Here is a 25,339-nt window from a genome sequence, read left to right as displayed (position 1 = left end):
AATATTCTGAGTCCCTCAAGGATCGATCATGAAGCCCGCCCGTGTCATCATTCTCTCAGTTGCCGTCGTGGCCGCCGGTGCCGCCGGCATGCTTGCCATGCGCATGTCGGGCCCGAAAACGGTCATCATGCAGCAGACCGAGGCAGTGATGAAGAAGGAGGAGACGGTCAAGGTTCTGGTCGCGGCGGCCAATCTCCCGGTCGGCTCCAGGCTTGACGAAAACGCCATGCACTGGATGGCCTGGCCGGCGTCGGGTCTCGTCGAGGGCTTCATTACCGAGGCCAACCGTCCGCAAGCACTGACCGAGCTCACCGGCGTAATCGTGCGCATGCCGCTCTTCGAAGGTGAGCCCATCCGCCGCGAAAAGATCGCCGACTCCTCCACCCGTGTCATGTCGTCGCTTCTGCCATCAGGCAAGCGAGCCGTATCGACCGAAATATCGGTTGCCACCGGCGCCGGCGGTTTCATCCTCCCGAACGACCGCGTCGACGTGATCATGGTCCGCTCGGACAAGAGCAATAGCGGCAGCGGCAACTACCTGACGGAGACGGTGCTTTCCAACGTGCGTGTGCTCGCCATCGACCAGCAGGTCGAGGAGAAGGACGACGGTTCAAAGTCGGTGATCGGCACCACGGCGACGCTCGAGCTGACCCCCGATCAGGCAAAGGTCATGACGGTCGCCCAACAGATGGCCGACCGCCTGTCGTTGGCGCTGCGCTCCGTTGCCGACGCACAGGAAGAAGACACCTCAGCCGCCGACTATCTGTTGAGCGGAAGTTCCGGAATGCCGGCAATCCAGGTCATCAAGAACGGCAATGTCGTGAAAGACGCTGAGGTAAAGATGCAATGAACGGGGGCGCCAAGGTGAAAAATATCAAGCAAAAGGTCCGGGCTTCGCTCGCCGGCGGCATCGCGTTCTCCATGGCGTTTTCCGGTGTGCCGGGGTACACGGGGCCCGGACTCTTTGATCTGCCGGCAGCCTCGGCTGCATCCGAAAGCGTCATTTCCATATCCAGAGTCGGCGCTGGCGCGCGGCGTACCGTTAAGCTCGGCCTCAACAAGGCCCTTGTCGTCGACCTGCCGACCGACGCTCACGATATTCTGGTCGCCGACCCGTCGATGGCCGACGCGGTAACCCGCACGTCCCGGCGCATCTATCTGTTCGGCAAAGCCGTCGGTCAGACGAACATCTTCATCTTCGGACCGAATGGCGAGGAAATCGTCAGCCTCGACATCGAAATCGAACGGGATATCGCAGGCCTTGAGACGAACCTTCGTCGCTTCATCCCCGAATCCGACATTAAGGTCGAGATCGTGTCCGACAACATCGTGCTGACGGGCACCGTTCGCACCCCACAGGACGCAGAGCGCGCGGAAGGATTGGCTCGCGCCTTCCTGAAGGGCGGCGAAGCGACGACGCGCAACGAAACGGCCACGAGCGGAAGCAGCGGTGACGGAGCCGTTGCCATCTTCGCGGAAGATCGACAGGTCTCTCAGATCGTCAATTTGCTGACCATCGAAGGCGAGGACCAGGTCACGCTCAAGGTCACGGTTGCGGAAGTCAGCCGGCAGGTTCTGAAACAGCTCGGTTTCAACGGAAGTGTTTCCGACGGCAGCAGCGGAATATCTTTCCAGAACCCGGCCAATCTCGGCAACGCTGTCAACGTCTCCAACGCGATCGGAGGTGTTCTCCCGACCGCGTTCGGTTCAATCGGCAGCTATGCGGTCAGCAGCTATCTCAATGCCATGGAGCAGGCGGGCGTCATGCGCACGCTTGCCGAACCGAGCCTAACAGCGATTTCGGGCGAGCGCGCCAAGTTCTACGTCGGCGGTGAATTCCGCCTTCCGGCAGAACAAGAAGTCTCGACGGATGCCGATACAGGCCAAACGACTGTTACCCGAACCACCGACACGGTGAACTACGGGATCGAGTTGAATTTCCGGCCGGTCGTTCTGGCGCCCGGTCGCATCAGTCTGCAGATTGAGACGAATGTTTCTGAGCCGACTTACGAAGCCTCGGTCGTCACCGGCAACACCTCTCGTGGCATCCCCGGCTCGACCTACCTGTCGATCCGACGCCGCGAGGCTTCGACCTCTGTCGAACTTCCGTCCGGTGGCTCGATCGTAATCGCCGGTCTCGTTCAGGACAACATCCGCCAGGCGATGTCCGGCCTTCCTGGCTTATCGAAGGTGCCGATTCTCGGCACCCTCTTCCGCAGCAAGGACTTCCAGCGCAACGAGACGGAACTGGTCATCATCGCGACGCCCTATCTTGTGCGGCCGGTTGCCCGCAACCAGCTTGCCCGTCCCGACGACAACTTCAACCCGGAAAACGACGGCGCGACCTTCTTCCTGAACCGCGTCAACAAGGTCTACGGCCGCAAGGAAGCGGACGTGACCGGCCGATATCACGGCACCGTCGGCTTCATCTACAAGTGATCGGAGACGCCGATGTTCGACAACAGCGTTTCTCACGCTTCGACAGAAAGACATAAGGCCATGCGCGCACCGACGTCAGCAAGGATTGCACCCCGTCTCGGAAAGGCTGCACTTGCTGCAGTAATTGCCGGTGCCACGATCGTCCTTTCCGGCTGTGGCGCCAATCGCGACGGTGTGACCACCGGTTCCATTCCGGACGACTATCGGACCCGTCATCCGATTACCGTCACCGAGGTTGAGCACACGCTCGACCTCCCGATCGCCTCCGGCGACCGCAATCTGAGCATCAACACGAAGGACACGATTGCGGGTTTCACACAGGACTATCTCAGCATGTCCAGCGGAACGATCCAGATCATGGTCCCGCAAGGGTCGCCTAACGCGGCGGCCGCGTCGATCATGCGCAAGCAGATACGTGCTGAACTGATCGGCAAGGGAATCCCGGCGCCGCGCATTATCGAGACGACCTACCAGGCCGCGGCCTCCGGGGATGCCGCCCCCGTTCGTCTGAGCTTCGTCGCCTCGACCGCCGTGACCGATCAGTGCGGTCAGTGGCCGGAGGACCTTGCAGACAACACTGTCATGAACCGCAACTGGCACAATTTCGGCTGCGCCACTCAGAACAATCTCGCCGCGCAAATCGCCAATCCCATGGATCTGATTGCGCCGCGCGGCATGGCTCCGATCGACGCTGCTCGCCGCTCGAAGGTGATCGGCCTCTATCGAGAAGGCAAGGACACGGCGTCGAAGTAGGCGACATGCTGAATACGGGGCAGGGGAAAAGTATGAGCGCGATTGAATACGATATCGAGACAGGCTCTCGTGGGAACCATGAGGCCGAGCCGGCGGTGATCGCGGGTGACCTGGAGCACTTGCGTCCACTCCCCCGAATCTCGGTTCACGCCTTCTGCATCGCCGAGAGCACACGCGGCGTTATGGAAAAGTGTGCGCAGGATCGCCGCATGGCCAAGGTGAGCCTCAGGATCACCAGCGGCAACATCTCTGCTGCCGCCGCCATGTTCGCGACAACGCCGACGCCGAACCTCATCATTCTGGAGACGGACTCTCCGTCGGCTACGCTGCTGGCGGAGCTTGCACCGCTCGCCGAGGTCTGTGACCCGACCACGCGGGTGATCGTCATCGGCCGGTACAACGATATCCCGCTCTACCGGGAACTGATGCGCAACGGCATATCCGAATATATCGTCGGGCCCGTTTCGATGGCCGAGATCATCTCCTCGATCGCGGCGATCTTCGTTGACCCCGATGCAGAGCCGCTCGGGCGTACCATTGCCTTCATCGGGGCGAAGGGTGGCGTAGGCTCTTCGACCATCGCACACAACTGCGCCTTCGGGATTTCGAGCCTCTTTGCCACCGAGACGATACTGGCCGATCTCGATCTACCCTATGGCACGGCCAACATCGACTTCGACCAGGATCCTGCGCAAGGTATTGCCGAGGCCATCTTTGCCCCCGAGCGCCTGGACGAGGTGTTTCTGGACCGCCTGCTCACGACGTGTTCGCAGCATCTTTCGCTGCTTGCCGCACCGTCTCTCCTCGACAGAGCCTATGACTACTCTCGGGATGCATTCCAGCCGTTGCAGGAACTCCTGCAGCGGAGTGCTCCAGTGACGGTACTCGACCTACCACACGTGTGGTCGGATTGGACGCGTACGGTCCTCTCCGAGGCGGACGAGGTGGTTATCACCTGTGCGCCGGACCTCGCCAACCTGCGCAACGCGAAGAACATGTTCGACGCGCTGAAAAAGCTGCGTCCCAATGACAAGCCGCCGCATTTCATACTGAATCAGGTCGGCATGCCCAAGCGGCCGGAGATCGCGCCGAACGACTTCTTCGAACCGCTGGAGATCGATCCTATCGCGATCATTCCCTTCGACGCACAGCTTTTCGGCAACGCAGCCAACAGCGGACGGATGATCTCAGAGACGGATGCAAAGTCACCGACGGCCGAGACATTCTCGCAGATCGCACACCTGGTAACAGGACGGGTGACGGTGAAGAAGCCAAAGAAGGCGGGGCTCGGGAAGGTCCTGGGACTTCTCGGCCGGAAGCAAGTTAAAGCGTGAGGATGACGTAAGTGGCTATGTTCGGCAGACGCGGCGACGGATTCGGAAAGGCCAGCCCGGGTGCGGGGACAATCGCGTCGCCCGTTGCACCTGCCCCGGATCCGGCGAGCGTGCCGTCAGCTGGCGCCGGCGTCGCCGAGACGCCGGTCCTCACCCAGGATTCGGCCCGTCGTCAGCAGATAACGCCGCCGCCGATGCAGGCGCCTGCCGTCAGCCGCAAGCGGCCGGCGCGCACGCAGGACTATTACGACACGAAGAGTCAGGTCTTCTCTGCTCTGATCGACACCATCGACCTGTCGCAGCTGGCAAAACTCGACGGCGAAAGCGCGCGTGAAGAAATTCGCGACATCGTCAACGACATCATCACGATCAAGAATTTTGCGATGTCGATCTCCGAGCAGGAGGAGCTGCTCGAAGATATCTGCAACGACGTTCTCGGTTACGGCCCGCTCGAACCGTTGCTCGCGAGAGACGACATCGCCGATATCATGGTGAACGGCGCGGGCCAGACCTTCATCGAAGTCGGCGGCAAGACGATCGAGTCGGAGATCCGGTTCCGGGACAATGCGCAGCTTCTGTCGATCTGCCAGCGCATCGTGAGCCAGGTCGGACGACGCGTCGACGAGTCGAGCCCGATCTGCGACGCGCGTCTGCCCGACGGATCTCGCGTCAACGTGATCGCGCCGCCGCTCGCCATCGACGGCCCTGCGCTCACGATCCGCAAGTTCAAGAAGGACAAGCTCAATCTCGACCAGCTGGTGAAGTTCGGCGCGATCACGCCGGAAGGCGCGGAAGTATTGCAGATCATCGGACGCGTCCGCTGCAACGTCGTGATCTCGGGAGGTACCGGCTCCGGTAAAACCACACTTCTCAACTGCCTCACCGGTTATATCGATACCGACGAACGCGTGATCACCTGCGAGGATACCGCCGAACTGCAGCTCCAGCAGCCGCATGTCGTGCGTCTTGAAACCCGTCCGCCGAACATCGAGGGCGAGGGCGAGATCACCATGCGCGACCTCGTGAAGAACTGCCTGCGCATGCGGCCGGAACGTATCATCGTCGGCGAAGTGCGCGGACCCGAAGTATTCGACCTGCTTCAGGCGATGAACACGGGGCACGACGGTTCCATGGGCACGATCCACGCCAACACGCCGCGCGAGTGCCTGAGCCGAATGGAGTCGATGATCGCGATGGGCGGCTTCAGCCTGCCGGCAAAGACCGTACGCGAGATTATCGCCGGATCGATCGATGTGATCATCCAGGCTGCACGTTTGCGAGACGGCTCGCGCCGCATCACTCACATCACCGAAGTGATCGGCATGGAAGGTGATGTCATCGTTACTCAGGACCTCGTTCGCTACGAAATGGAGGGCGAAGACGCCAACGGCCGGATCATCGGCCGTCACGTCTCGACGGGTATTGGCAAGCCCCATTTCTGGGATCGCGCCCGCTACTATAATGAAGAGCGCAGGTTGGCAGCTGCTCTCGATCTCATGGAACAGAAGAGCAAGGGGGTCTGAAGCAGATGTTCGGACTCGATTCCTCGGTTCTGCTGATCATAGCGCTGGTGGCGGTCGCTACCGGTGCACTCGCCTATGGCCTTCTCTACTCCCGGATCGAGGTCGAGAAGAAGACGGAGAGCCGCATCAGCCGGGTCAAATCGGCCGAGACCGACCTGGCGAAAATCAAGGCGGCGCGCGATCGCGTGCAGGAAGTATCCAAACGCCGCAAGTCCGTTCAGGACTCGCTGAAGGATCTCGAGCGCAAGCAGCAGGAGCAGAACAAGAAGATGGCGAAGGCCGACATCAAGTCGCGCCTCGTCCAGGCCGGGCTGACCATCACGCTCACTCAGTTTTACCTGCTGAGTGCGGCCTTCGGCATTGCCGTTCTCGCGCTCGCTTTCCTGTCCGGCATGCCGTTGCTCGTTACGTTCGGTTCCGCATTTGTCGCAGCGCTCGGCCTGCCGCGCTGGGTGGTCGGTTTCCTGGTTCGCCGCCGCCAGAAGAAATTTCTGAACGAGTTCCCCAATTCGCTGGACGTGATGGTTCGGTCGATTCGTTCAGGTCTGCCCCTGAACGACGCGTTGAGGCTGATCGCATCCGACGGGCAGGAACCGGTGAAGAGTGAATTTCGCCGCGTGGTCGAGTCCCAGCAGGTCGGTCTGAGCGTCCCGGAAGCTTGTCAGCGCATGATCGTGACCATGCCGCTACAGGAGATCAATTTCTTCTCGATCGTTATCGCCATCCAGTCTCAGGCCGGCGGCAATCTTTCCGAGGCGCTAGCCAACCTCTCGCGTGTGTTGCGGGATCGCAAGAAGATGAAGGCCAAGGTGAACGCGCTTTCTATGGAGGCGAAGGCCTCTGCGGCCATTATCGGTGCACTGCCTTTCATCGTCGCGCTTCTCGTTTACCTGACATCGCCCCATTACATCATGATTCTCTTCACCGACCCCCGCGGCCACATGATTCTCGGCGTTTCCGCTGTCTGGATGTCGATCGGGATACTGGTAATGCGCAACATGATCAATTTCGACATCTAGGACGCCGCAATGACGCAGGATCTCGCCGCAAGACTGACTGACCCTGCATTGGTTATCGCCGTTCTGGTGGCGATCGCAGTCTTTGCGACGCTCTACACGATTGCCATTCCGTATCTCGAGCGTGGCGATCTCGAAAAACGCATGAAGGCGGTTTCGACGGAACGGGAGCAGATTCGCGCCCGCGAGCGCGCTCGAATGAACGCCGACGGAGCGCGCGGGAAGGCGAGCTTGCGCGCCTCGCATAACCATTCGGTGCGCCAGATCGTGGAAAAGTTCAATCTGCGTCAGGCGCTGGTCGATGATGCAACGATGGACAAGCTGAAAGCGGCGGGCTTCCGCTCGCAGAACGCTCTCAACATCTTCCTGGTCGCTCGCTTCCTCTTGCCTTTCGTGACGCTGACGCTGACGGCTTTCTGGATATTCGCGCTTGGCAACCTGGCGGAGAGGCCGTTTGCCATTCGCATGCTGGTGACGGTGGTCGGCGGCTATATCGGCTTCTATCTCCCCAACATCTATGTCTCCAACCGAATGAGCAAGCGACAGCTGTCGATCAAGCGCGCCTGGCCGGATGCGCTCGATCTCATGCTGATCTGCGTCGAGTCGGGCATCTCCATCGAGGCTGCGATGCGCCGCGTCTCTGACGAAATGGCGACCCAATCGCCGGAGCTCGCAGAAGAAATGGTTTTGACGACCGCGGAGCTTTCGTTCCTGCAGGACCGCCGGACGGCGCTGGAGAATCTTGGCAACCGCACACAACTCGATGGCGTGAAGAGCGTCACCCAAGCTCTGATCCAGGCCGAGCGCTACGGGACACCGGTTGCGCAGGCCCTCCGCGTTCTCGCGCAGGAGGGCCGCGACGAGCGCATGAACGAGGCCGAGAAGAAAGCCGCTGCCTTGCCGCCCAAGCTGACCGTGCCGATGATCCTCTTCTTCCTGCCGGTACTCGTTGCCGTCATCCTCGGGCCGGCTGGCATACAGGTCTCTGATCGCTTCTGACGCGGCATATTGCGACGGGTAATGAAAAACGCTACCTCTTGTCGCCCGCGCAACTGGCGACAGAGATGGAGAACCAGCGGGGAACGCGGGGCGATCGAACGCCGCTCGCCTGGGCTTTGACTTCCAGCAACCGGAGCTGCCCCATGTCGTCTGAAATGATTTTTCTCAGTATCCTCGGCGCGATCCTGATCGGCGCGATGAGTCCCGGGCCGAGCTTCGTTCTGGTGAGCCGCACAGCGATCGCGCAAGGGCGGTCGGCCGGTATCGCCGCAGCGCTCGGCATGGGGGTGGGTGGCGCCTGCCTGGGAGGACTAGCGCTTCTCGGCCTGAGCGCACTCCTTTTGCGCGCCGAAGCGGTCTTTCTGCTCGTTAAGGTCCTCGGTGGCCTCTATCTTGTCTATCTCGGGTTTCGTATCTTCAGGGATGCGTCCGCCCCGATCACGTTCGAAAGCGGTGGACCGGATCGTGCGAAGTCTCTCGGCGGCAATCTGGTCATGGGGCTTCTCATCCAGCTCAGCAACCCGAAGACAGTCATCGTCTACGGAAGCATCTTTGCCGCCCTTCTTCCTGCCGAGCCGGAACACTGGTTGATGTTCACGCTGGTGCCAATGCTCTTCGGCATCGAGGCCGGCTGGTATCTGGTCGTCGCACTGGTCTTTTCCGCGAACGCGCCGCGCCGCGCCTATATGCGTGCAAAGATCTGGATCGATCGAGCGGCCGGTGCGGTCATGGCTGGCCTCGGCATACGCCTGGCGGCAGAGGGAATCTCGTCGAGGATCTGGTGAAAGCAGGCTACGGTGCTGTCGTTCCCGCGTCAGTTGGTCCGGGTGCCGGCGTCCTTTGCGGCAAGCTGCTTCCAGGAATTCTGTTGTGCAAGCATCGAGCGTAGATAGGCGACGTTTGCCTCGGCCTGTTGCGGATCGAGTTCCTGGCGTGCAATGCGTTCTGCTTCGTCGAAGCGTCCCTGCAGGCCTATTACCAGGGCAAGGTTCTGGCGCACGCGGCTGTCGGCGGCGGGCTGCTGCGACGCTGATTTGAGATAGGTTTCCGCGGTCCGCAGGTCGCCGGACAGAACATAGGACATGCCCAGATTGGAGAGCACCGACGGCTCGTTCGGCTTCAGATCCAGAGCCATGCGGTAGCGGTTGCGGGCCTCAGAAGAGCGTCCGAGCTGATCCAGAACGGCGCCCTCGGCAGAATAGAGCCGCCAGTCCGGGCGATCGGGCGTCTGTGCTCTCGATATGGTGGACAAGGCCTGTTCCATCTGGCCTGCCGCTGCCTGCGCCTTACCGTAGGCTGCAAGCACATCGCGATCAGCCGGATGGGCGATCGCAACCTGCTGCATCACGGCAAGCGCCTGGGTATCGCGGCCTGTCATCATCAGAATGCTTGCGTAGGTCAGGCCCGTTTGCTTGTCCTTGGGGTTACGATCATAGGCCGAGCCGACTCGCTCGGCCGCAGCCGCAAGTTCGCTCGTCGTCATCGTCTCGACCGGCTTCGTGAGCTTGGGGATCGATCCCGTGACGGTCGGATCCTTCTTGGCGGTGGTGGCGCAGCCGGCAACGATTGTCGCGAGCGCAAGAATGCAGACTTTGGCCATCGTCATGCGACGCGACGTGGTTTTCCTGGCCCCCATGATTCACTTCCCCCTGATGCGGCACGTCCGGCGTCGGCGGAACCTGCAGGTGGCATCCGACGCAACCTTGTGACTAGCAATAATCTGTTAACCCTAACGGAGCGTTAATGTCGGCGACCGCGACTGATTCCGCAGAAAGAGCATCCATGGCGCCCTATCAACACATCGATCGAAAAAGCCCCTTCAGCACCAAGAACGGGAAGACCCTCCCGATCTTCGCCGTGACGCCCGCCCACGTGGAAACCGGCACGATCGACCCGATCGCGCTGGACTGGGCACGAAAGGCCGGCTTCACGGCAGGGGCGGGGGCACTGCTTCTCGTTCCGACTGCCGATGGCCAACTCGGCGGTGCACTCTTCGGTCTCGGGACCAATCCCTCGGCGACACCTTTTCTCGCCGGTAAGCTTGCCCGCCAGCTTCCTGCGGGTGACTGGCACATCGAGACTGCGCCGCTCACCGCCAATCGCCTCGCTCTCGGCTACGGTCTCGGTAGTTACAGCTATGATCGCTACCGTACGGAGGGGCAGGCGGGACCGAAGCTCCTGATCCCCCAGGATGCCGACGCGACTGATATCAAGCGGCAGCTCGCCGGCGTATTTCTGGCGCGGGACCTCATCAATACGCCGACCAACGATATGGGGCCGGGCGAGCTTGAACGCGTGTTCCGATCAATTGCTGAACACTACAAGGCCGACGTTTCCGTCATCGTCGGCGAAGATCTCCTAAAGGCCAACTTCCCGTTGGTTCATGCCGTCGGTCGCGCGAGTGCAGAGGCGCCGCGTCTTCTCGAGATGCGGTGGGGCAAGGACGGCCATCGCCGCGTTACTCTGGTCGGCAAGGGCGTATGTTTCGACACTGGCGGTTTGGACATCAAGCCCGCGGCGTCGATGCTGCTGATGAAGAAGGACATGGGCGGTGCAGCCAATGTGCTCGGCTTGGCACTGATGATCATGGATGCCAAGCTAAAGGTCGACCTCCGGGTGATCGTTCCTGTCGTGGAGAACTCGATTGCCGGGAATGCGTTCCGCCCCGGCGACGTTTATCGCAGCCGCAAGGGATTGACGGTGCAGATCGACAACACCGACGCTGAGGGGCGGCTGATCCTCGCCGATGCGCTCGCCTATGCCGACGAGGAGGAGACTGATCTCCTCATCGACATGGCAACCCTGACCGGTGCGGCGCGCGTTGCACTCGGTCCGGACTTGCCGCCGGTCTTTACGGACGATGAGGAACTCGCGGCAGAACTCCTCGACGCGAGCATCGAGACCGACGATCCGCTTTGGCGGATGCCTCTCTACATGGGGTATGACAAGGGTCTGAAAGGCCAGATCGCCGACCTGACGAATGCGCCGGCTGGCGGCATGGCGGGTGCAATCACGGCCGCCCTTTTCCTCAAACGGTTCGTGAGCCGCGCGCGGAGTTGGGCCCATTTCGATATCTTCGGCTGGGCCCCTCGGAGCGTCCGCACTCACCAGTCGGCGGCGAGGCCCAGGCGATCCGCGCGCTGTATCGCTATTTGCGCTCCAGTGTTCGTTGACGGCGCTTACCCGCCGCAAGTCTTGCAAACGGCGGGCGATTGCCGGACAAGAGATTTCTCGTGAACCCGGATGACGTCGGATGAGTGTGGAACTGACTGCGACCGAGGCATTGTGCCTCTGGCACAGCGTGACGGTGCAACAGGTTCTGCAGGACAATCGCGATTTGACGCTTCGGCAGATGGCGATCCTCTTGCAGATCTATCTCGTGCCGCCGCCGCACACCGTACGCGGACTCGCGGCGACGCTTGGGGTCACAAAGCCGGTGATTACCCGTGCACTGGATACGATGGGGGAAATGGGCCTCGTCGAGCGCGTCAGAGACGACCGCGACCGCCGCAACGTGATTATCAAGCGCACTGTTGACGGCGCGCTCTACCTCGAACGTTTCGGTGACCTCGTCATCGAAAAGGGCCGAGCTTTGGAGATCTGAGAGGGTCTTATGGCACTGGATAGACGATTGAATGCCTATCGTGACGACCTTGCCGACAAGTCGCTGGAGGGACAGGTGACCGCTCGCCGCTTCGTTGTTGGGGAACCGGCGCGGATCGCCTCGCCGGTTGCAGCCCTTCGTCCGAAACCTGACCTTGCCTGCGGCATAGACACGGAGGTTCTCCTGGGCGAAGAGGTGACCGTCTTCGATCGTACGGACGGCTGGGCATGGGTAAAGGCGGCGAGCGACGGCTATGTCGGTTATCTGCCCGACTCGGCGCTTGCGCCGCCCGGTAATTCGCCGACCCATCAGGTGATCGTCCCTCGTACCTTCTTGTATCCCGGTGCGGATCTGCGCTTCCCCGCCTCCGCGACGATCTCGATGGGAAGCCGGATCACCGTCGTTGGCGAAACGGAGACGCGCGGCACTCGCTATTTCCTGCTCTCCGACGGGCGGGCGATCGTTGCGGGGCATTGTCTGGCGGTCGGCACCTATCCGAGTGACGACTACGTGGCGGTTGCGGCGCGCTTTCTCGAAACGCCTTATCTGTGGGGTGGCCGCTCCGGTTTCGGTATCGATTGCTCCGGTCTCGTCCAGCTCTCGATGATGATGACCGGCCGTTCGGCGCTCCGCGACACCGATATGCAGGCGGCCGGACTTGGCGCAGAGATCGGACGCGGCGATCTGAAGCGCGGCGATCTCGTCTTCTGGAAAGGTCATGTTGCAATCATGGAAGACGAGAAGACATTGCTCCATGCGAACGGTCACACGATGACCGTGGCGCGTGAGGACTTTGACGCCGCGGTGAGGCGTATCGGCTGGCTTTACGATGTTCCGACCGGCTATCGCAGACCCGTCGCATAGCCGTTCAACGGGCCTGATCTTACGCTCGCCGGCTGCTGCACCTATATGACGCATGGCCTAAGCTTTGCGGTCAACCGCCGGCGGAAACCAGAAGGGCAAGTCCATGAAGATTGTTTCGGCAGTGCTGAGCCTCGCCTTCGGGGTCGTCGTCGCCGCACCGTCGTGTCTTGCAGACGAGAGGCGGTTGATCGACCCCTCCGGCTATTTCAAGGATCTGCCCGGCGTGATGGCCCCGGACGTGCGGCAGAAGGCGCCGGAATACAAATGCACGACGGCAACTCGGAGCTTTCGCAACCGGGACGATATCGGCTTTTCGGACAGCCTGCCTGTTCTCGTCTACCGCTGCACCCGAGATGGCGTCACCTTCGAGAGCCGCAATCCTCCGCTGACCGGCTCCTGGTATCCCGGCGTCAACCCAAGGAATATCGAGAAATAGCGCATGCATTCGGCCTGTGAGCGTTGCGGGGAAAGCAGGGGTGCCTTTCTCCGCGGGCCTTTCCTGCGGCGAGACAACAGTCTAGGCTATCGGGATGTTCAAGTTCTCGTCGGTTTCGAGGATCCTCGCCTGGACCCTCCTTTTCACAATCTTCGTCGTCACCATAAGCCCGATAGGTCTCAGGCCCCACACGGTCACGACAGTCAATCTTGATCGCGGTGCCGCCTTTGCAGTGGTTTCGATGCTCTTCGTGCTTGCCTATCCTGACCGGTGGAAGCGGATAGCGCTGCTGCTTGTTACCGGCGCTGCTCTCTTCGAGGTTGCCCAGCTGATCTCGCCGACACGCCACGCGCACGTCGAAGACGCGCTGGTAAAATCCCTGGGTGTTCTGATCGGCGTGGCCGCAGGCTATGCGCTGTCGCATTTTGCGACTTTGGTCCGGCCTCCGCTTGCCTCACGTTCGGTGTCCGTTCGGAAGGACTGAGACGATCTCCGCAGTTCGCCAACAAGGATTGCCTTGTATCGGCGCTCAGCGATCGCGTTGGTGCCGGAAACGAGAAAAGCCCGGCTGAGCCGGGCTTTTCTCGTATTTTCAACGCCGTAACTACGGCTTGAAACGGGAATTTGGTGCCCAGAAGAGGACTCGAACCTCCACACCCTTTCGAGTACCAGCACCTGAAGCTGGCGCGTCTACCAATTCCGCCATCTGGGCGACGGTCACGCATGTAAGGGGGCTGCCTCCTGCTGTCAACAGGCATTTTGAAGTTTTCGTGTCGGCAGTCGAGAAAGCTGTGCGGCGCCTTGCGACGGCCCGTGGCATCGGCGGAACAACAGGCGACCTGCAACCGCGGAGAGGCGCGGAGCAGGACACTGAGTCGTCTTCGAAAAGCCATGATCGCACCCAAGATTCGGAGGGGTGGAGAACAGATCGTTCGGGTCGACCTGTCTTGTGATCCTCGAGACGGGATGGCATCGCGGACAGGCGGACGACGGGGAGATACTCGATGCATAAGATCCGGAATTTCCTGCTTGGCGGTCTGCTGGTTGTGGCAAGTGCACTACCGATGCCGGCCAGCGCCACTATGCCTGCATTACCCGGGGAGCGCGAAGCGGCATCCACCAATGTCGTACAAGCGGCCGTCGTCTGTGATCGCTACGGCTGCTACGACACCTGGCGCCGACCACCTCCCCCACCGCGTTGGCTGCCACCACCGCCTCCGCCACCGGTCTATCGGCCGGATCCACCCTATTACCGTCCCGTTCCGCCGCCGCCGCCCTATTGGCGGTATCGCCGCCCGCCACCGCCACCACCGATCTACCGGCCGCCGCGCTCCTGGGATAATCACGTGCGGTGGTGCCTCGAGCGCTATCGCTCTTACAATCCGCGGACGAACCGCTATGTCGGCTACGACGGCTACTTCCACGTCTGCCGCTCGCCCTACCGGTGACGCCGGCCGAATGTCCAGGGAAGGTGGGGCTGCGCTCCGCCTCCTCTAGCCAGCATCATCCCGGGGCTGCTTCAGCCGGTCGACGTGGCCGAGGTCACGCTCCGGTTCGATGACATCGCGTATCCGCTGCTTGAGTTCCTTCGGCCCGGGAAAGCCATCATCGCGCTTGCGCTCCCAGACGAGGACGTCATCGACCCGGATCTCGAAATCGCCGCCGGTGCCGGGGATGAGAGCGACTTCGCGCAGGCCATCGGGGAATGTCTGGAGGAGCTCCTGCGCCATCCAGGCCGCACGCAGCAGCCAGTTGCACTGGGTGCAGTAAAGGATTGTGACGCGGGGCTTTGTTGACATGGACCTCTCCGTTTGCGCCGATGATATCGGTCCCGGCGTAGGTGGTCTACCGGCGCTCAGCGACTGGCGCTCGAGACCTCTTGAATCAACCTCGCCCTCATGGTCATCTGTGCCGGTTCAGGGCAATCGAGGCGGACTGCAAATATGCGCGTGGCTATCATCGAGAATATGCCGTTCACGCAGCACGGGCTGGTCGGCGTCGCGCTCCGTGAAACGGGAGCCGAGATCGACGTTATCCGCGCCTTCGCCGGCGAGCCTTTGCCGACCGACATCCATGATCACGACGCTCTGGTGGTCTTCGGCGGCGAACAGAATGCCCGCGACGATCACACCCATCGCTATCTGCCGGCACTTGCCGGCGCGATGAAGGGCTTCGGCGACGCCGGCAAGGCGGTCCTCGGTATCTGCCTCGGCAGCCAGCTGCTGGCGCGCGCCTATGGCGGCGAAAACCTGATCGGTGCCGCACCCGAATTCGGGTGGAGGGACATAGCGCTGACCGACGGTGCGAAGAGCGACCCGGTATTGGGTCATTTGGGCCGACAATTCATTTCGTTCCAGTGGCACGACGACACGTTCACGCTTCCACCGGATGCCATCCGTCTTGCCGAGAACGACATCGCCAGCAACCAGGGTTTTCGTGTCGGCCGGGCCGCCTATGGCATGCAGTTTCATTTCGAGGCGGACCGACCGGTGGTCGAGGAATGGATTCGTCTATTTCCAGCGCATGTCGAGCGCAAGGAGCCGGGATGGCTCGCCCGTCATCCGGAACATGCCGCAAGGCACGGACCTGAGGCGGAGGCTTTCGGCCTAGAGATCGCTCGCGCCTGGGTGCGCCAGATCTGAATCGCGAGTGACCTGCCTTCGGCACCGCAGACGCAACCTGCCTTCCGCGACGGGATATCCGCCAAGGTGCCGCCTAGCGTTGCCGTGCCCTAAGCACCTGGCGGGCGTGGTCGTCGCCAACGATCGCGGCGCGACGGCGATCTGGCGAGGCACCGCCGGCTGACAACTCGTCAGTCCGTGTAGTGGAGAGGCCTGCCATCAGGTCGTCAGCGCCTGAGACGCTCAAAGATGCTGTCGTGGCAGTGGTATGCTGGCGGTAGGTATAGTTGTCGGCGCGGCGCCAGGTTTCAATGCGGTCTGCGCAATCGATCGGATCCAGATCCTTGAGCAACGCGTCGGCGCGCGTAAGTTCCGCGACCGTCTCGGACAGGTGCGGATAGAGCCGCTTGAGCACGAAGACGGTTTCCTCTGGTGGCATGGCTACGCCTGTCAGGGTCACGGCGAGCTGGCGGCCGGATATATCGAGCATGATGCGTTCGGCGAGCCAGCGGCTTGCGGAAAGCACCTCGGCAAGCGCCGAACAAAAGTGATCCGCCTCGCCGGTGCGGGCGAAACGTACCAGCAGTGCCTCTTGCATCGGCGTTATCGTGCGCATGCCGAGCCGGTCGGAGGCGGGTGCATGAAGGTGATTGGCAAGCCGCTTGATGCGTTGGCGTAGCTCTTCGCTGTGGTCTTGCTGAGCTTTTTCAGGGGCAGGGGAGATGTCCCCGAGCGTTCGTCGGTGTGCCGCGAAGGTCCCAGGCTGTGGCGAAGGCCGACAAGCGCATCAATGACGGTAGGGGAAAGCGATTGCCGGCGCACGATGGCGCGGGCGTGAGCCGCGCCTTGCGTTCGGGCGATCATGATCAGGAGATCATCGGAAAGGCATGGCGACGACGCGAGAAATGGGGCTGCGATCGCGATCGGCTGCGACGCGATGAAGAGAGCGACGGCCGGCGGGACATTCGGGTTTTGCGAAAGAGCTGCAACCGCCTGACGCCGGGCCTCCTCAGAGGAGGCTTGGAAAAGCGGCGCAAAGAGCTCGGCAAATTGCCTCAATTCGCTCTTTCGCGGATGTCGAACGTTCTCGAAGCTGGTGACGGTCGCCATCAGAACGACGTCCTTCTTCCGCAACCCCTGGGGCTTCTCCAGTTCCCGAAAGCGATCGACCACGACAAGACCTTAACCTTACGCAAAACAGATATGGGTCAAGGTAGAACAAATTTGTTAGCAAGCTGTTAACTAAGCTGTGCGTGAATTGGGCTGTAGTCGTGGAGCTGCATGCCGATTCGCGAGCAGGCACACGTTGTAAGGCGTGCCCCGTCTGTTGGGCAGTGAGTATCGTCCCATCGTCGGTTCGCGCTGGAGAAAGGCGCAGATGATCCGGCCGTGATCCAAGAGGAACTTTGCCGGACTGCGCCGGCCCTTCAAGACGGAGGGCGGGGTGAAATCGATTTCTTCATCCTTCTCGGCCTAGAAATGGAGACGAGCATGGCGGAGATCGTGAAATTTGAAGAAAGGCTGGCGCGCCAGCCGAAACGGCGACCGGAACACCACGAAGCGGTGATCCTGCTTTTCACCGGGGTTCGATATGAGTACCGGGACGGACACCTCGTTCGCACCGGCGATGTATACGATGCGCAGTGCATGCCTCAACCGAAGGGCAAGGATCCCTTGCCGCACTGACGAGCCCGGAACCGCAGTGGCAGAATCGTCGTTCCTAGTAGTCGGAGAACGGCGTACACACTGCGTCCGCGAGAAACTCTCTCGCATTTTCCTCGAAGCTCGTTTGTGGGGCCATGGTTCGCAGGACCGCATAGCCGAGCGGGTCCTTCAGCTCGACAGTAATCGTTCGCGACAGCGAGTCCGGCAGCGCCTTCCGGATGCGACCGAGCTGCACGCTCGAAGCAGCGAGCACATCGACGCTCCCGTCAACAGAGGTGCGGTCGTTTATGCTGAAGACTTCGTCGGAACGGCTGTTATAGACAGCCAGTGACCAGAAGCCTGGACCCTTGCCGGCAACAAGCCTGACAGGCTGTGTCGTGACATCAAAATGGCAGACTGCGACCTTCACGTAGGGATCCAGATTGGCAAGCCCTTCCCCTGGCTCATGTCGGGCAGGCTGTAGAAGGCGTTCTCCGGGCCTTCCGCCTGCACGCGGGTATAGGCGTCTTGCCCGGTAAAGCTCGGAAGCGCGAGGATAATGATGATGTGCAGCAAGGCCGCTCCGACGAGCCCCGTCACGGCTGCAAAAACAAACTTCCTAACCATGCCCGCACCCGATCCGTTCCAGGTTCGGCATGGCGAGGCCGATCAGGCCGGAACTTCCCGCCGCAGGCGTGTCGAGAAGCGTCAGTATGAGCGAAAAGGATCCCGCTTTAGGCAGTGCCAGCCAGTTGCCGGGCTGAGGACCGGTTGAGATCACGATATCGAAACCGCCGTCCTGGTGGCGCAGCACCGTGCGGGCATTGAAGGACGACGGCAGCGATGCGGGCGTCGACAGCGGCCGGCCGGCCGCGTCGGCGGCGTAAAGCGTCCAGGTGCGCGCGGTCGGGGTGCGACCATGCAGCCGGTATGCACAATTCGTGTTCAGCCGTCGCCCCTGTTCGTCCTCCGTCGCGGTAAAGACCAGTCCCTCGGCCGATCCGTAGAGAAGTCGTCCGGCCTTGGCGCGGTGCGACCTCGCGTAGGGATCGGCAGATGCAGTCTGCGCCTCGGGAAATGCTTGCCACACGCCGAGCCGGATCGCTCCAAAGCCGGCCGATACCTGGAGCGCCCACATTGCGGAGAGAATGCCGCCGCCGAAAGCGATGGCGAGCGCGACGGCAATGAGAAAGGGAACCCGGAACACCTTGTCGACCAATTCCATGTTGTCCGGTTGCAAGCGGTATCATCCAAACCCTTGAAGTTCAAACGCAACCGACGCCCCCGGCTATTTTCCGGCGCCTATCCGGGATCGTGGTCGGTCGCGGAAGCGACCTTCCGGGGAGCCGTGGCGGGCTTGGCCTCTTTCAACATGCGCCCGATCTCATGGATCAGTCGGGTCGAGTCTGCGGAGAGGGATCGCGGCCGCATGAGCGGCGGGAGACCCGACGGTTCGGTGCCCTTCGCCGGTGCTGCGACCTTGGCGGACGAGACTGCCGGCGCAGGATTGTCGACGCCTGGGATGGCGCGAAGCTCGATACCCTGGTGGGCATAGTCCATCAGTTTCTTGAAGGTCATAGCCGGCACCGAACCACCGGTCATGTTATTGGTCGAGGTGTAGTCATCGTTGCCGAACCAGACGGCGGCCGTGTAGTTCCCCGTGAAGCCGCAGAACCATGCGTCTCGATAGGCCTGCGTCGTGCCGGTTTTGCCGCCGGTCAATACGCCGTCGACCGCCGCTCGGCGCCCGGTCCCGACGTAGGGAACACGCGTCAACATCTGGTTCATGTAGGCGGCGGCGGTCTCGGAGAGCACCCGCTGCGGTGGCGGTTCATCCTTCGAGAAATCGTAGAGCACGGCGCCGTCGTAGGTCATGATCTGCGCGATGCCGTGACGGCGTGACTGGTAGCCCCGGCGGGAAACACGGCGTATGCCGTGGCCTGGTCAAGCACGGTGACTTCAGAGGTGCCGATCGGGATGGTCACGTCCTTGCGGATCGGCGTCTCTATGCCAAATTTCTTGGCTTCCGCCATGATGTTGTCGATTGCCTTCGGCCCCAGCTTTTCCTTGGCAAGTCGGACGGGGATGGTGTTGATCGACTTGGCGAGAGCGGTCTTGATATCGATCCGCCCTGCATAGCTGTTGCCGTAATTGTGAGGGTTCCAGTTGCCCCAGGAGATCGGCGCATCGACGATCGGTGAGTCAGGGGTTAGCCCCGACTCCATCGCCAGTGAATAGGTGTAGACCTTGAAGGATGAGCCGGGTTGCCTCAATGCCTTGGTGGCCCGGTTGAACTGGCTTTCGCCGTAGTCGCGGCCACCGACCATCGCGCGAACGGCGCCGCCGTTCTCGACCAGGACAAGAGCAGCCTGCTTCGCGTTATAGCTTTCACCGTATTCGCGCAGGCTGGAGGCGACAGCCGCCTCCGCCGCCTTCTGCAGACCCATGTCGATGGTTGTTCGCACCACCAGCGAATGCTGAGGAAAGCGCGCTGCGAGCCGTTGCACCTCGTCGAACGCCCAGTCGAGGAAATAATCCGGCGCCTCGGCGTCATCGCGATCGACGACGGTTGCCGGATTGCGTCGCGCACCGATCACCTGCCCCTCGGTCATGATGCCGCTCTGCACCATGTTGGACAGAACCTCGTTGGCACGCGCTCGTGCCGCCGGAAGGTTGACGTGAGGCGCGTACTTCGCCGGCGCCTTGAAGAGCCCCGCGAGCATCGCGGATTCGGCGAGATTGACCTCCGTGATGTTCTTGCCGAAGTAGAACTGCGCCGCCGCTGCGGCACCGAACGTCCCGCCGCCCATGTAGGCGCGATCCAGATAGAGCGACAGGATTTCCTTCTTGGTCAGATTGGCCTCCAGCCACAGTGCCAGAAATGCCTCCTTGATCTTGCGTTCGAGCGAGCGTTCGTTGGTCAGGAAGAGGTTCTTGGCGAGCTGCTGCGTGAGCGTCGATCCGCCCTGGACCACCGTTCCGGCGCGCGCGTTCTCGTTCATGGCGCGGATAAGCCCCAGGAAATCGATGCCGAAGTGGTCGAAGAAGCGACGGTCCTCGGTTGCCAGCACCGCCTTGATCAGGTGGTCAGGCAGGGCATCGATCGGCACCGAGTTTTCGTGGATGATGCCGCGATGGCCGATCTGGTTACCGTAACGGTCGAGAAAGGTGACGGCAAAATTGCCGCGGTTGCGCCAGTCCTTCTTGGTTTCTTCGAAGGCCGGCATCGCGAGCGCCAGCAGCAGCACGCTGCCCGCGACGCCGAGGGTCATGGCTTCGCCAAGCACCTCGAAAACGGCTCGCTTCCATCCATGCACGCGGAAACGGCGGAAGAAGATGGTGATCTCCTCCCAGGCTTCTCCGGCGGCGAACCCGGCGTTCCATACGGTCGAGTCGATCCAGGAATCGATCCGCAGCAGGATATGGCTCTTCCTGCGCGGTCTCTTTTTCGGCGGTTCGGGCTCCTGCACGTTAGGATTTTCCCCGTTGACCCGTTGAAAGCTTGACGAGGCCGCCGCAGCACGCCACAGGAGGGCGTCGAGGCATGGAACCGTCGGCATAGACTTGATACATGGTCCATTCGGGCCCAAAGAACAAGAAGAAAGCGGCGTCCTTTGGCCGCTCCCGCAAGGTGTGATGATGAGCGAGATCCCTTACTGGAAACGCAAGACGCTTGCAGAAATGACGGCAGAGGAATGGGAAGGTCTCTGCGACGGCTGCGGGATTTGCTGTCTCAACAAGCTTGAAGACTGGGATACCGGAGAGGTTGCGTTCACGTCGGTGGCCTGCCGGCTGCTCGACGCTCACAGCTGTCGATGCAAGGACTATGAGAACCGGCAGGCAACAGTGCCCGATTGCATCCGTCTGACACTGGACGAGGTGGAGACGATTTCGTGGCTGCCGCCGACCTGCGCCTACCGGCTGATTTCCGAGGGCGAGGATCTCTACTGGTGGCACTATCTGGTGTCTGGTGATCGCGAGACGGTTCACCAAGCCGGCATTTCCGTGCGCGGACGTACGGTGAGCGAGGAGGTCGTGCCGGTCGAGGACTTCGAGGACTACATTGTCGACTGGCCCCTCAGAGTCGGTGAAGCGTGAGCCCGCATCTGCCACTGCGTGACGCACGGTAGGCGGATGCCGCACGGCTATCGCGTTTCTCATTAAACTCACTTTTTCGTATATTCGGAAAATTTCGCCGCTGCCCCTTGACCCTCCCATGATGGGAAGGTCCATCTAGGATGGCAGAGGTGAAAATCATGAACGAACTGCCGACAAGACTGAACCAGATGTCATCGCGCGCCGCTCCCATCGAGGTGCCTGTCGAAGGGATGACCTGCGCATCCTGCGTCAAACGCGTCGAGAAGGCGGCTGCGGCTGTGCCAGGCGTCGCCGAAAGCGCCGTGAATTTTGCGACCGAGACTCTGACGGTAAGGCCGCAAGAGGGCTTCACCGCGGAGAAGCTCCTCGCAGCGATCCATGCCGCCGGTTACGAGGCGAAGCCGGAGACGATCGAGCTCGAAATCGAGGATATGACCTGCGCCTCCTGCGTCGGGCGGGTCGAGAAGGCCCTCAAGGCTGTGCCGGCCGTCGAACGCGCCACCGTCAATCTGGCGACGGGGCAGGCGACCGTCTCCGTCCTTGGCGGCAAGTCCCAGGTGCCGGCCTTGCTGGACGCGGTCCGCAAAGCCGGCTATGGCGCCAAACTTGTCGTCGACACGGACAAGGGAGATGCCGCGCAGGCGGCGCGCGCCCGCGAGATCGGCAAGCTGACCCGCGATTTCGCTATCGCGTTCATCCTGACGCTGCCGCTTTTCGTGATGGAGATGGGAAGTCATCTCTACCCGCCGCTGCACCACACGCTCATGGCGATCTTTCCCGGAAATCTCCTGAACTACATCCAGTTTACCCTTGCGACGGCCGTTCTGCTGGGGCCGGGTCTTCGCTTCTATGTGAAAGGCTTTCCGGCGCTCCTGCGTGGCGGACCGGACATGAATTCACTCGTCGCCATCGGTACATCGGCCGCCTACGGCTACTCTCTCGTGACGACATTCGCGCCCGAATTGCTGCCGTATGAGGCCCGCAGCATCTATTACGAGGCCGCGACGGTGATCGTCACGCTCATTCTGCTCGGCCGATTGCTCGAAGCGCGAGCAAAGGGTCGCACCGGCGAGGCGATCCGCAAACTCGCCGGCCTGCAGGCGAAGACGGCTCGTGTCGAACGCGACGGCGTCGCCGTCGACGTCGCGACGGAGACCGTCATCGTGGGTGATGTCGTGGTGATCCGACCCGGTGAGCGTATTCCGGTCGACGGTACTGTGATCGACGGTGGCTCCTATGTCGACGAGTCCATGATTTCCGGCGAACCCGTACCTGTCGAGAAAAGCGCGGGTGCGACCGTCATCGGCGGCACGATCAACACGAGCGGAAGCTTCCGCTTCCGCGCCGAAAAGGTCGGCGCTGATACCATGCTCTCGCAGATCATTCGTATGGTCGGCGAAGCACAGGGATCGAAACTGCCGATCCAGATGCTGGTTGACAGGGTGACGGGATGGTTCGTGCCGGTGGTCATGGCAATCGCGACGCTTACCTTCGTTATCTGGGTGCTTGTCGGACCTGACCCCGCCTATACCTACGGCCTCGTCGCGGCTGTCGCGGTGCTGATCATCGCCTGCCCTTGTGCCATGGGGCTTGCCACTCCCACCTCCATCATGGTCGGCACGGGACGTGCGGCGGAGTTGGGTGTGCTGTTCCGCAAGGGCGAGGCTCTGCAGAAACTGCGTGAGGCTGACACCATCGTGATGGACAAGACCGGTACCATTACAAAGGGCCGGCCGGAGCTTACCGACCTTATCGTGGCGGACGGATTTTCCGAGGACGAGGTGCTGATGCTGGCCGCCAGCCTGGAAGCGCGTTCGGAGCATCCGCTGGCAGAGGCGATCGTCAACGCGGCCGAAGCCCGCAAGATCGCGCTTGCCAACGTGGAGAAGGCCGATGCGGTACCGGGCTTCGGCATTACGGGTGCTGTAGCGGGTCGTGCAGTTTCTGCAGGTGCCGATCGGCTCATGGCAAAGCTCGGCCTTTCGGTCGCACCGTTCTCTGACGCTGCTCGACGGCTGGCCGCAGAGGGAAAGACACCCCTTTACGTGGCCATCGATGGTGTCCTTGCCGGAGCAGTCGCCGTTGCCGACCCCTTGAAGGAGACGAGTCCGGCTGCGGTTTCGACACTGAAGTCGATGGGCCTGAAAGTGATCATGGTAACCGGTGACAACCGCGGAACGGCGGAAGCGATCGCCAGTGCCGCCGGTATCGACGAGGTGATCGCCGAAGTGCTGCCGGAAGGCAAAGTGGACGTGATCCGGGAATTGACGTCGAAGGGGTCGACGATCGCCTTCGTCGGCGACGGCATCAACGATGCCCCGGCACTGGCGAGTGCCGATACCGGCCTCGCCATCGGAACCGGTACAGATGTGGCCATCGAAAGCGCCGATGTCGTGCTCGTCGGCGGCGATCTCGGCTCGGTCGTTCATGCAATCGAACTGAGCCGCGCGGTGATGCGGAACATCCAACAGAACCTGTTCTGGGCCTTCGGCTACAACGTTCTCCTGATCCCGGTGGCGGCCGGCCTGCTCTATCCTGCCTTTGGTCTTCTGCTCTCGCCGATGATCGGGGCCGGCGCGATGGGATTGTCGAGCGTTTTCGTGGTCACCAATGCGTTGCGTTTGAAGCGGGCGCAGGTGAGCCGGCTTTCCTGACGAGGAGGAAGAGACATGAATATTGGCGAAGCTTCCGAAGCCTCCGGCGTTTCGGCCAAGATGATCCGGTATTACGAGGAAATCGGCCTCGTGCGGCCGGCGAGCCGCACGGCTTCGAACTATCGTCTCTATGGCGAAGAGGAAGTCCATCGCCTGCGGTTCATTCGCCGCGCCCGTTCCCTCGGCTTCTCGCTCGAGGAGACGGAGCGGTTGCTGAAGCTGTGGGACGACAAGAGCCGAGCGAGTGCGGAGGTCAAGAAAGTGGCGCTTGCCCACATCGTCGATCTCGAGGAGAAGATCGCGGCCATGAAGTCGATGGTCGCGACGCTGACGGAACTCGCCGATTGCTGCCAGGGCGACCACAGGCCGAACTGCCCGATCCTTGCTGATCTTGCCGGTGCGGACGCTCAAGCCAAAGGGCACTAGGTCGTCGCAAGGGTGGTACGTGTCGCTATGCCACCCGGAAATTCCGCTTCACCTTCCCGGTGGGGGAAGTTGCATCACCAATGGTAACCGTGCCGAAAGGCATCAGAGAAAAGGAAAGTAACATGACCGAACGCAATCTCTTCCGTGTCGAAGACATGACCTGCGGCCACTGCGCCAAATCCGTGAAGACCGCACTCGCCGATGCCCTGCCCGGTGCGGAGGTCTCCGTCGACCTCGTCTCTCACGAGGTTCGTGTTGCGGGCGACGCTGCGAAAGCCGAGGCGGCAATCCGCGAAGCGGGCTACACGCCGGAGCGGATCGGAGCCTGACGCGGCTTGCGACCTCTGCAATCTCGCCGGAATTTGATCTTCCTCAAGGCTGAGCCGTTGACCTCCGATTAAGACATACGCATATCGTTATGTATTGACAGGAAAGGCTCTCCCGATGGTCACGAAATACTATCCCGACATCACCAAGGATATCTCCGCCCAGACCAAGACGCTGCGGAAGGATATTCCCGACGTCATGGCAGGCTTTTCCGCCATGGCGTCGGCCGCCACCCGTGACGGAGCGCTCGACAAGAAGACCAAGGAGTTCGTGGCGCTGGCGATCGCGATTGCCACGCGCTGCGACGGGTGCATTGGCTTCCACACCGATGCGCTGGTGAAGCTTGGCGCGACCAAGGCGGAGTTCGAAGAGACGCTCGGCATGGCCGTCTATATGGGGGGCGGCCCGTCGCTGATGTATGCGGCACATGCGATGAGCGCCTGGGAGCAGTTCGGCGGCGCGGGCGAGTAACGCGTCCGGTGCATGGTCGTTCGCGGCCGGAAACGGGCAGAGTTCTTCAGCGAAATCGCGCACGATCGCTGGGGGCAGTCAACGTCAGTTTGGAACCATCCGGCCGGATCTGCATTTCCTTCCGAGACCG

Annotated in this window: 25 protein-coding genes, 1 tRNA gene, 3 pseudogenes and 1 riboswitch; of the genes and pseudogenes, 21 read left to right on the top strand and 8 right to left on the bottom strand. The window is 61.7% G+C overall.

All coding sequences use genetic code 11. The annotated features are described in order from the left end of the window. Positions 1-28 precede the first annotated feature (28 nt). The 8 genes from cpaB (at position 29) to H4I97_RS16435 (ending at position 8,849) form a co-directional block, all read left to right on the top strand. The gene (gene cpaB / locus H4I97_RS16470) at positions 29-850 is read left to right on the top strand and encodes a Flp pilus assembly protein CpaB (protein ID WP_182305691.1); all 822 of its coding nucleotides are present in this window, start codon (positions 29-31) and stop codon (positions 848-850) included. After that, positions 847-2,439, top strand: coding sequence for a type II and III secretion system protein family protein (locus H4I97_RS16465; protein WP_182305690.1), 1,593 nt, complete (start codon positions 847-849; stop codon positions 2,437-2,439). Before cpaB ends, H4I97_RS16465 begins: the two co-directional genes overlap by 4 nt. A gap of 60 nt (positions 2,440-2,499) precedes the next feature. Further along, the gene (locus tag H4I97_RS16460) at positions 2,500-3,192 is read left to right on the top strand and encodes a CpaD family pilus assembly protein (RefSeq protein WP_182305689.1); all 693 of its coding nucleotides are present in this window, start codon (positions 2,500-2,502) and stop codon (positions 3,190-3,192) included. A 32-nt stretch (positions 3,193-3,224) separates the two neighbouring features. Beyond that, positions 3,225-4,526, top strand: coding sequence for a CpaE/TadZ family protein (locus tag H4I97_RS16455; RefSeq protein WP_182305688.1), 1,302 nt, complete (start codon positions 3,225-3,227; stop codon positions 4,524-4,526). 17 nt (positions 4,527-4,543) lie between these two features. After that, positions 4,544-6,049 carry a TadA family conjugal transfer-associated ATPase gene (locus H4I97_RS16450; RefSeq protein ID WP_182305687.1) on the top strand — a complete coding sequence of 502 codons (1,506 nt, stop codon included), beginning with the start codon at positions 4,544-4,546 and terminating at the stop codon, positions 6,047-6,049. A 5-nt stretch (positions 6,050-6,054) separates the two neighbouring features. Next, a complete protein-coding gene (locus H4I97_RS16445) occupies positions 6,055-7,068 on the top strand; it encodes a type II secretion system F family protein (protein WP_182305686.1) in 1,014 nt (337 codons plus the stop codon). A gap of 9 nt (positions 7,069-7,077) precedes the next feature. After that, positions 7,078-8,064, top strand: a complete 987-nt coding sequence (locus tag H4I97_RS16440; protein WP_182305685.1) for a type II secretion system F family protein — start codon at positions 7,078-7,080, stop codon at positions 8,062-8,064. A gap of 39 nt (positions 8,065-8,103) precedes the next feature. Then, a riboswitch (ZMP/ZTP riboswitch) is annotated at positions 8,104-8,186 on the top strand. Positions 8,187-8,207: 21 nt separating this feature from the next. Then, positions 8,208-8,849: a LysE family translocator gene (locus H4I97_RS16435; RefSeq protein WP_182305684.1), complete on the top strand. Its 642-nt coding sequence runs from the start codon at positions 8,208-8,210 to the stop codon at positions 8,847-8,849. A gap of 29 nt (positions 8,850-8,878) precedes the next feature. On the opposite strand, the gene H4I97_RS16430 is transcribed toward H4I97_RS16435, so the two are convergent. Next, entirely contained in the window at positions 8,879-9,700 is an 822-nt protein-coding gene (locus tag H4I97_RS16430) for a tetratricopeptide repeat protein (protein ID WP_182305683.1), read from the bottom strand. Between the two features lie 146 nt (positions 9,701-9,846). On the opposite strand from H4I97_RS16430, the pseudogene H4I97_RS16425 reads away from it, so the two are divergent. From H4I97_RS16425 to H4I97_RS16405, 5 genes and pseudogenes are all read left to right on the top strand, one after another. Continuing rightward, positions 9,847-11,237 (top strand): annotated as a pseudogene (locus H4I97_RS16425) (leucyl aminopeptidase family protein). Positions 11,238-11,317: 80 nt separating this feature from the next. Beyond that, positions 11,318-11,668 carry a MarR family transcriptional regulator gene (locus H4I97_RS16420; protein WP_182305682.1) on the top strand — a complete coding sequence of 117 codons (351 nt, stop codon included), beginning with the start codon at positions 11,318-11,320 and terminating at the stop codon, positions 11,666-11,668. A gap of 9 nt (positions 11,669-11,677) precedes the next feature. Further along, the gene (locus H4I97_RS16415) at positions 11,678-12,532 is read left to right on the top strand and encodes a C40 family peptidase (protein ID WP_182305681.1); all 855 of its coding nucleotides are present in this window, start codon (positions 11,678-11,680) and stop codon (positions 12,530-12,532) included. Positions 12,533-12,635: 103 nt separating this feature from the next. After that, positions 12,636-12,968 carry a hypothetical protein gene (locus tag H4I97_RS16410; RefSeq protein ID WP_182305680.1) on the top strand — a complete coding sequence of 111 codons (333 nt, stop codon included), beginning with the start codon at positions 12,636-12,638 and terminating at the stop codon, positions 12,966-12,968. A gap of 94 nt (positions 12,969-13,062) precedes the next feature. Further along, entirely contained in the window at positions 13,063-13,452 is a 390-nt protein-coding gene (locus tag H4I97_RS16405) for a VanZ family protein (RefSeq protein ID WP_244658668.1), read from the top strand. Positions 13,453-13,593: 141 nt separating this feature from the next. Here the strand turns inward: H4I97_RS16405 and H4I97_RS16400 are convergent. Continuing rightward, positions 13,594-13,680: transfer RNA gene (locus H4I97_RS16400), tRNA-Leu, on the bottom strand. Positions 13,681-13,972: 292 nt separating this feature from the next. On the opposite strand from H4I97_RS16400, the gene H4I97_RS16395 reads away from it, so the two are divergent. After that, the gene (locus tag H4I97_RS16395) at positions 13,973-14,416 is read left to right on the top strand and encodes a BA14K family protein (protein WP_182305679.1); all 444 of its coding nucleotides are present in this window, start codon (positions 13,973-13,975) and stop codon (positions 14,414-14,416) included. A gap of 45 nt (positions 14,417-14,461) precedes the next feature. On the opposite strand, the gene H4I97_RS16390 is transcribed toward H4I97_RS16395, so the two are convergent. Continuing rightward, positions 14,462-14,767, bottom strand: coding sequence for an Rdx family protein (locus tag H4I97_RS16390; protein WP_182305678.1), 306 nt, complete (start codon positions 14,765-14,767; stop codon positions 14,462-14,464). A 144-nt stretch (positions 14,768-14,911) separates the two neighbouring features. Here H4I97_RS16390 and H4I97_RS16385 point away from each other — a divergent pair, with 144 nt between their 5' ends. After that, positions 14,912-15,610: a type 1 glutamine amidotransferase gene (locus H4I97_RS16385; RefSeq protein ID WP_182305677.1), complete on the top strand. Its 699-nt coding sequence runs from the start codon at positions 14,912-14,914 to the stop codon at positions 15,608-15,610. A 73-nt stretch (positions 15,611-15,683) separates the two neighbouring features. Here the strand turns inward: H4I97_RS16385 and H4I97_RS24940 are convergent, their stop codons facing one another. Beyond that, positions 15,684-16,187 (bottom strand): hypothetical protein, encoded by a 504-nt coding sequence (locus H4I97_RS24940; RefSeq protein WP_425306238.1) that lies wholly within the window; start codon positions 16,185-16,187, stop codon positions 15,684-15,686. Positions 16,188-16,192: 5 nt separating this feature from the next. After that, positions 16,193-16,699: a DUF2336 domain-containing protein gene (locus H4I97_RS24935; RefSeq protein ID WP_425306237.1), complete on the bottom strand. Its 507-nt coding sequence runs from the start codon at positions 16,697-16,699 to the stop codon at positions 16,193-16,195. Between the two features lie 381 nt (positions 16,700-17,080). On the opposite strand from H4I97_RS24935, the gene H4I97_RS16375 reads away from it, so the two are divergent. Continuing rightward, positions 17,081-17,275, top strand: a complete 195-nt coding sequence (locus H4I97_RS16375; protein ID WP_182305676.1) for a hypothetical protein — start codon at positions 17,081-17,083, stop codon at positions 17,273-17,275. A gap of 34 nt (positions 17,276-17,309) precedes the next feature. On the opposite strand, the pseudogene H4I97_RS16370 reads toward H4I97_RS16375, so the two are convergent. From H4I97_RS16370 to H4I97_RS16360, 3 genes and pseudogenes are all read right to left on the bottom strand, one after another. Beyond that, positions 17,310-17,860, bottom strand: a pseudogene (locus H4I97_RS16370) (DUF1254 domain-containing protein). Further along, the gene (locus H4I97_RS16365; protein WP_182307687.1) at positions 17,853-18,440 is read right to left on the bottom strand and encodes a DUF1214 domain-containing protein; all 588 of its coding nucleotides are present in this window, start codon (positions 18,438-18,440) and stop codon (positions 17,853-17,855) included. The pseudogene H4I97_RS16370 and the gene H4I97_RS16365 overlap by 8 nt, the downstream one beginning before the upstream one ends. 95 nt (positions 18,441-18,535) lie before the next feature. Continuing rightward, a pseudogene (locus H4I97_RS16360) lies at positions 18,536-20,703 on the bottom strand (transglycosylase domain-containing protein). Positions 20,704-20,872: 169 nt separating this feature from the next. Here H4I97_RS16360 and H4I97_RS16355 point away from each other — a divergent pair. The 5 genes from H4I97_RS16355 to H4I97_RS16335 all read left to right on the top strand — a co-directional run bounded on the left by H4I97_RS16355 (position 20,873) and on the right by H4I97_RS16335 (position 25,209). After that, entirely contained in the window at positions 20,873-21,331 is a 459-nt protein-coding gene (locus H4I97_RS16355) for a YcgN family cysteine cluster protein (RefSeq protein WP_182305675.1), read from the top strand. A gap of 158 nt (positions 21,332-21,489) precedes the next feature. Continuing rightward, positions 21,490-23,985 (top strand): heavy metal translocating P-type ATPase, encoded by a 2,496-nt coding sequence (locus H4I97_RS16350; RefSeq protein ID WP_210297087.1) that lies wholly within the window; start codon positions 21,490-21,492, stop codon positions 23,983-23,985. A 15-nt stretch (positions 23,986-24,000) separates the two neighbouring features. After that, complete coding sequence (cueR, locus tag H4I97_RS16345; protein WP_182305673.1) at positions 24,001-24,411, top strand: Cu(I)-responsive transcriptional regulator; 411 nt, start codon at positions 24,001-24,003, stop codon at positions 24,409-24,411. Between the two features lie 122 nt (positions 24,412-24,533). Then, positions 24,534-24,740, top strand: a complete 207-nt coding sequence (locus H4I97_RS16340; protein WP_182305672.1) for a heavy-metal-associated domain-containing protein — start codon at positions 24,534-24,536, stop codon at positions 24,738-24,740. A 115-nt stretch (positions 24,741-24,855) separates the two neighbouring features. Next, a complete protein-coding gene (locus tag H4I97_RS16335) occupies positions 24,856-25,209 on the top strand; it encodes a carboxymuconolactone decarboxylase family protein (RefSeq protein ID WP_182305671.1) in 354 nt (117 codons plus the stop codon). The last annotated feature ends 130 nt before the right edge of the window (positions 25,210-25,339 follow it).

The organism is Ciceribacter thiooxidans, from assembly GCF_014126615.1.
Classification (GTDB): domain Bacteria; phylum Pseudomonadota; class Alphaproteobacteria; order Rhizobiales; family Rhizobiaceae; genus Allorhizobium; species Allorhizobium thiooxidans.
Note: the sequence above shows the minus strand (reverse complement) of the source record. Positions and strands in the feature narration are given on the sequence as shown.

Coding starts and splice junctions, on each gene's coding strand:
- H4I97_RS16465 (WP_182305690.1), top strand. CDS start 847: ATGAACGGGGGCGCCAAGGTGAAAAATATCAAGCAAAAGGTCCGGGCT.
- H4I97_RS24935 (WP_425306237.1), bottom strand. CDS start 16,699: ATGGCGACCGTCACCAGCTTCGAGAACGTTCGACATCCGCGAAAGAGC.
- H4I97_RS16410 (WP_182305680.1), top strand. CDS start 12,636: ATGAAGATTGTTTCGGCAGTGCTGAGCCTCGCCTTCGGGGTCGTCGTC.
- H4I97_RS16445 (WP_182305686.1), top strand. CDS start 6,055: ATGTTCGGACTCGATTCCTCGGTTCTGCTGATCATAGCGCTGGTGGCG.
- cueR (WP_182305673.1), top strand. CDS start 24,001: ATGAATATTGGCGAAGCTTCCGAAGCCTCCGGCGTTTCGGCCAAGATG.
- H4I97_RS16355 (WP_182305675.1), top strand. CDS start 20,873: ATGAGCGAGATCCCTTACTGGAAACGCAAGACGCTTGCAGAAATGACG.
- H4I97_RS16390 (WP_182305678.1), bottom strand. CDS start 14,767: ATGTCAACAAAGCCCCGCGTCACAATCCTTTACTGCACCCAGTGCAAC.
- H4I97_RS16385 (WP_182305677.1), top strand. CDS start 14,912: ATGCGCGTGGCTATCATCGAGAATATGCCGTTCACGCAGCACGGGCTG.
- H4I97_RS16375 (WP_182305676.1), top strand. CDS start 17,081: ATGGCGGAGATCGTGAAATTTGAAGAAAGGCTGGCGCGCCAGCCGAAA.
- H4I97_RS16395 (WP_182305679.1), top strand. CDS start 13,973: ATGCATAAGATCCGGAATTTCCTGCTTGGCGGTCTGCTGGTTGTGGCA.
- cpaB (WP_182305691.1), top strand. CDS start 29: ATGAAGCCCGCCCGTGTCATCATTCTCTCAGTTGCCGTCGTGGCCGCC.
- H4I97_RS16460 (WP_182305689.1), top strand. CDS start 2,500: ATGCGCGCACCGACGTCAGCAAGGATTGCACCCCGTCTCGGAAAGGCT.
- H4I97_RS24940 (WP_425306238.1), bottom strand. CDS start 16,187: ATGCAAGAGGCACTGCTGGTACGTTTCGCCCGCACCGGCGAGGCGGAT.
- H4I97_RS16440 (WP_182305685.1), top strand. CDS start 7,078: ATGACGCAGGATCTCGCCGCAAGACTGACTGACCCTGCATTGGTTATC.
- H4I97_RS16420 (WP_182305682.1), top strand. CDS start 11,318: ATGAGTGTGGAACTGACTGCGACCGAGGCATTGTGCCTCTGGCACAGC.
- H4I97_RS16340 (WP_182305672.1), top strand. CDS start 24,534: ATGACCGAACGCAATCTCTTCCGTGTCGAAGACATGACCTGCGGCCAC.
- H4I97_RS16350 (WP_210297087.1), top strand. CDS start 21,490: ATGAACGAACTGCCGACAAGACTGAACCAGATGTCATCGCGCGCCGCT.
- H4I97_RS16455 (WP_182305688.1), top strand. CDS start 3,225: ATGAGCGCGATTGAATACGATATCGAGACAGGCTCTCGTGGGAACCAT.
- H4I97_RS16415 (WP_182305681.1), top strand. CDS start 11,678: ATGGCACTGGATAGACGATTGAATGCCTATCGTGACGACCTTGCCGAC.
- H4I97_RS16405 (WP_244658668.1), top strand. CDS start 13,063: ATGTTCAAGTTCTCGTCGGTTTCGAGGATCCTCGCCTGGACCCTCCTT.
- H4I97_RS16435 (WP_182305684.1), top strand. CDS start 8,208: ATGTCGTCTGAAATGATTTTTCTCAGTATCCTCGGCGCGATCCTGATC.
- H4I97_RS16450 (WP_182305687.1), top strand. CDS start 4,544: ATGTTCGGCAGACGCGGCGACGGATTCGGAAAGGCCAGCCCGGGTGCG.
- H4I97_RS16335 (WP_182305671.1), top strand. CDS start 24,856: ATGGTCACGAAATACTATCCCGACATCACCAAGGATATCTCCGCCCAG.
- H4I97_RS16430 (WP_182305683.1), bottom strand. CDS start 9,700: ATGGGGGCCAGGAAAACCACGTCGCGTCGCATGACGATGGCCAAAGTC.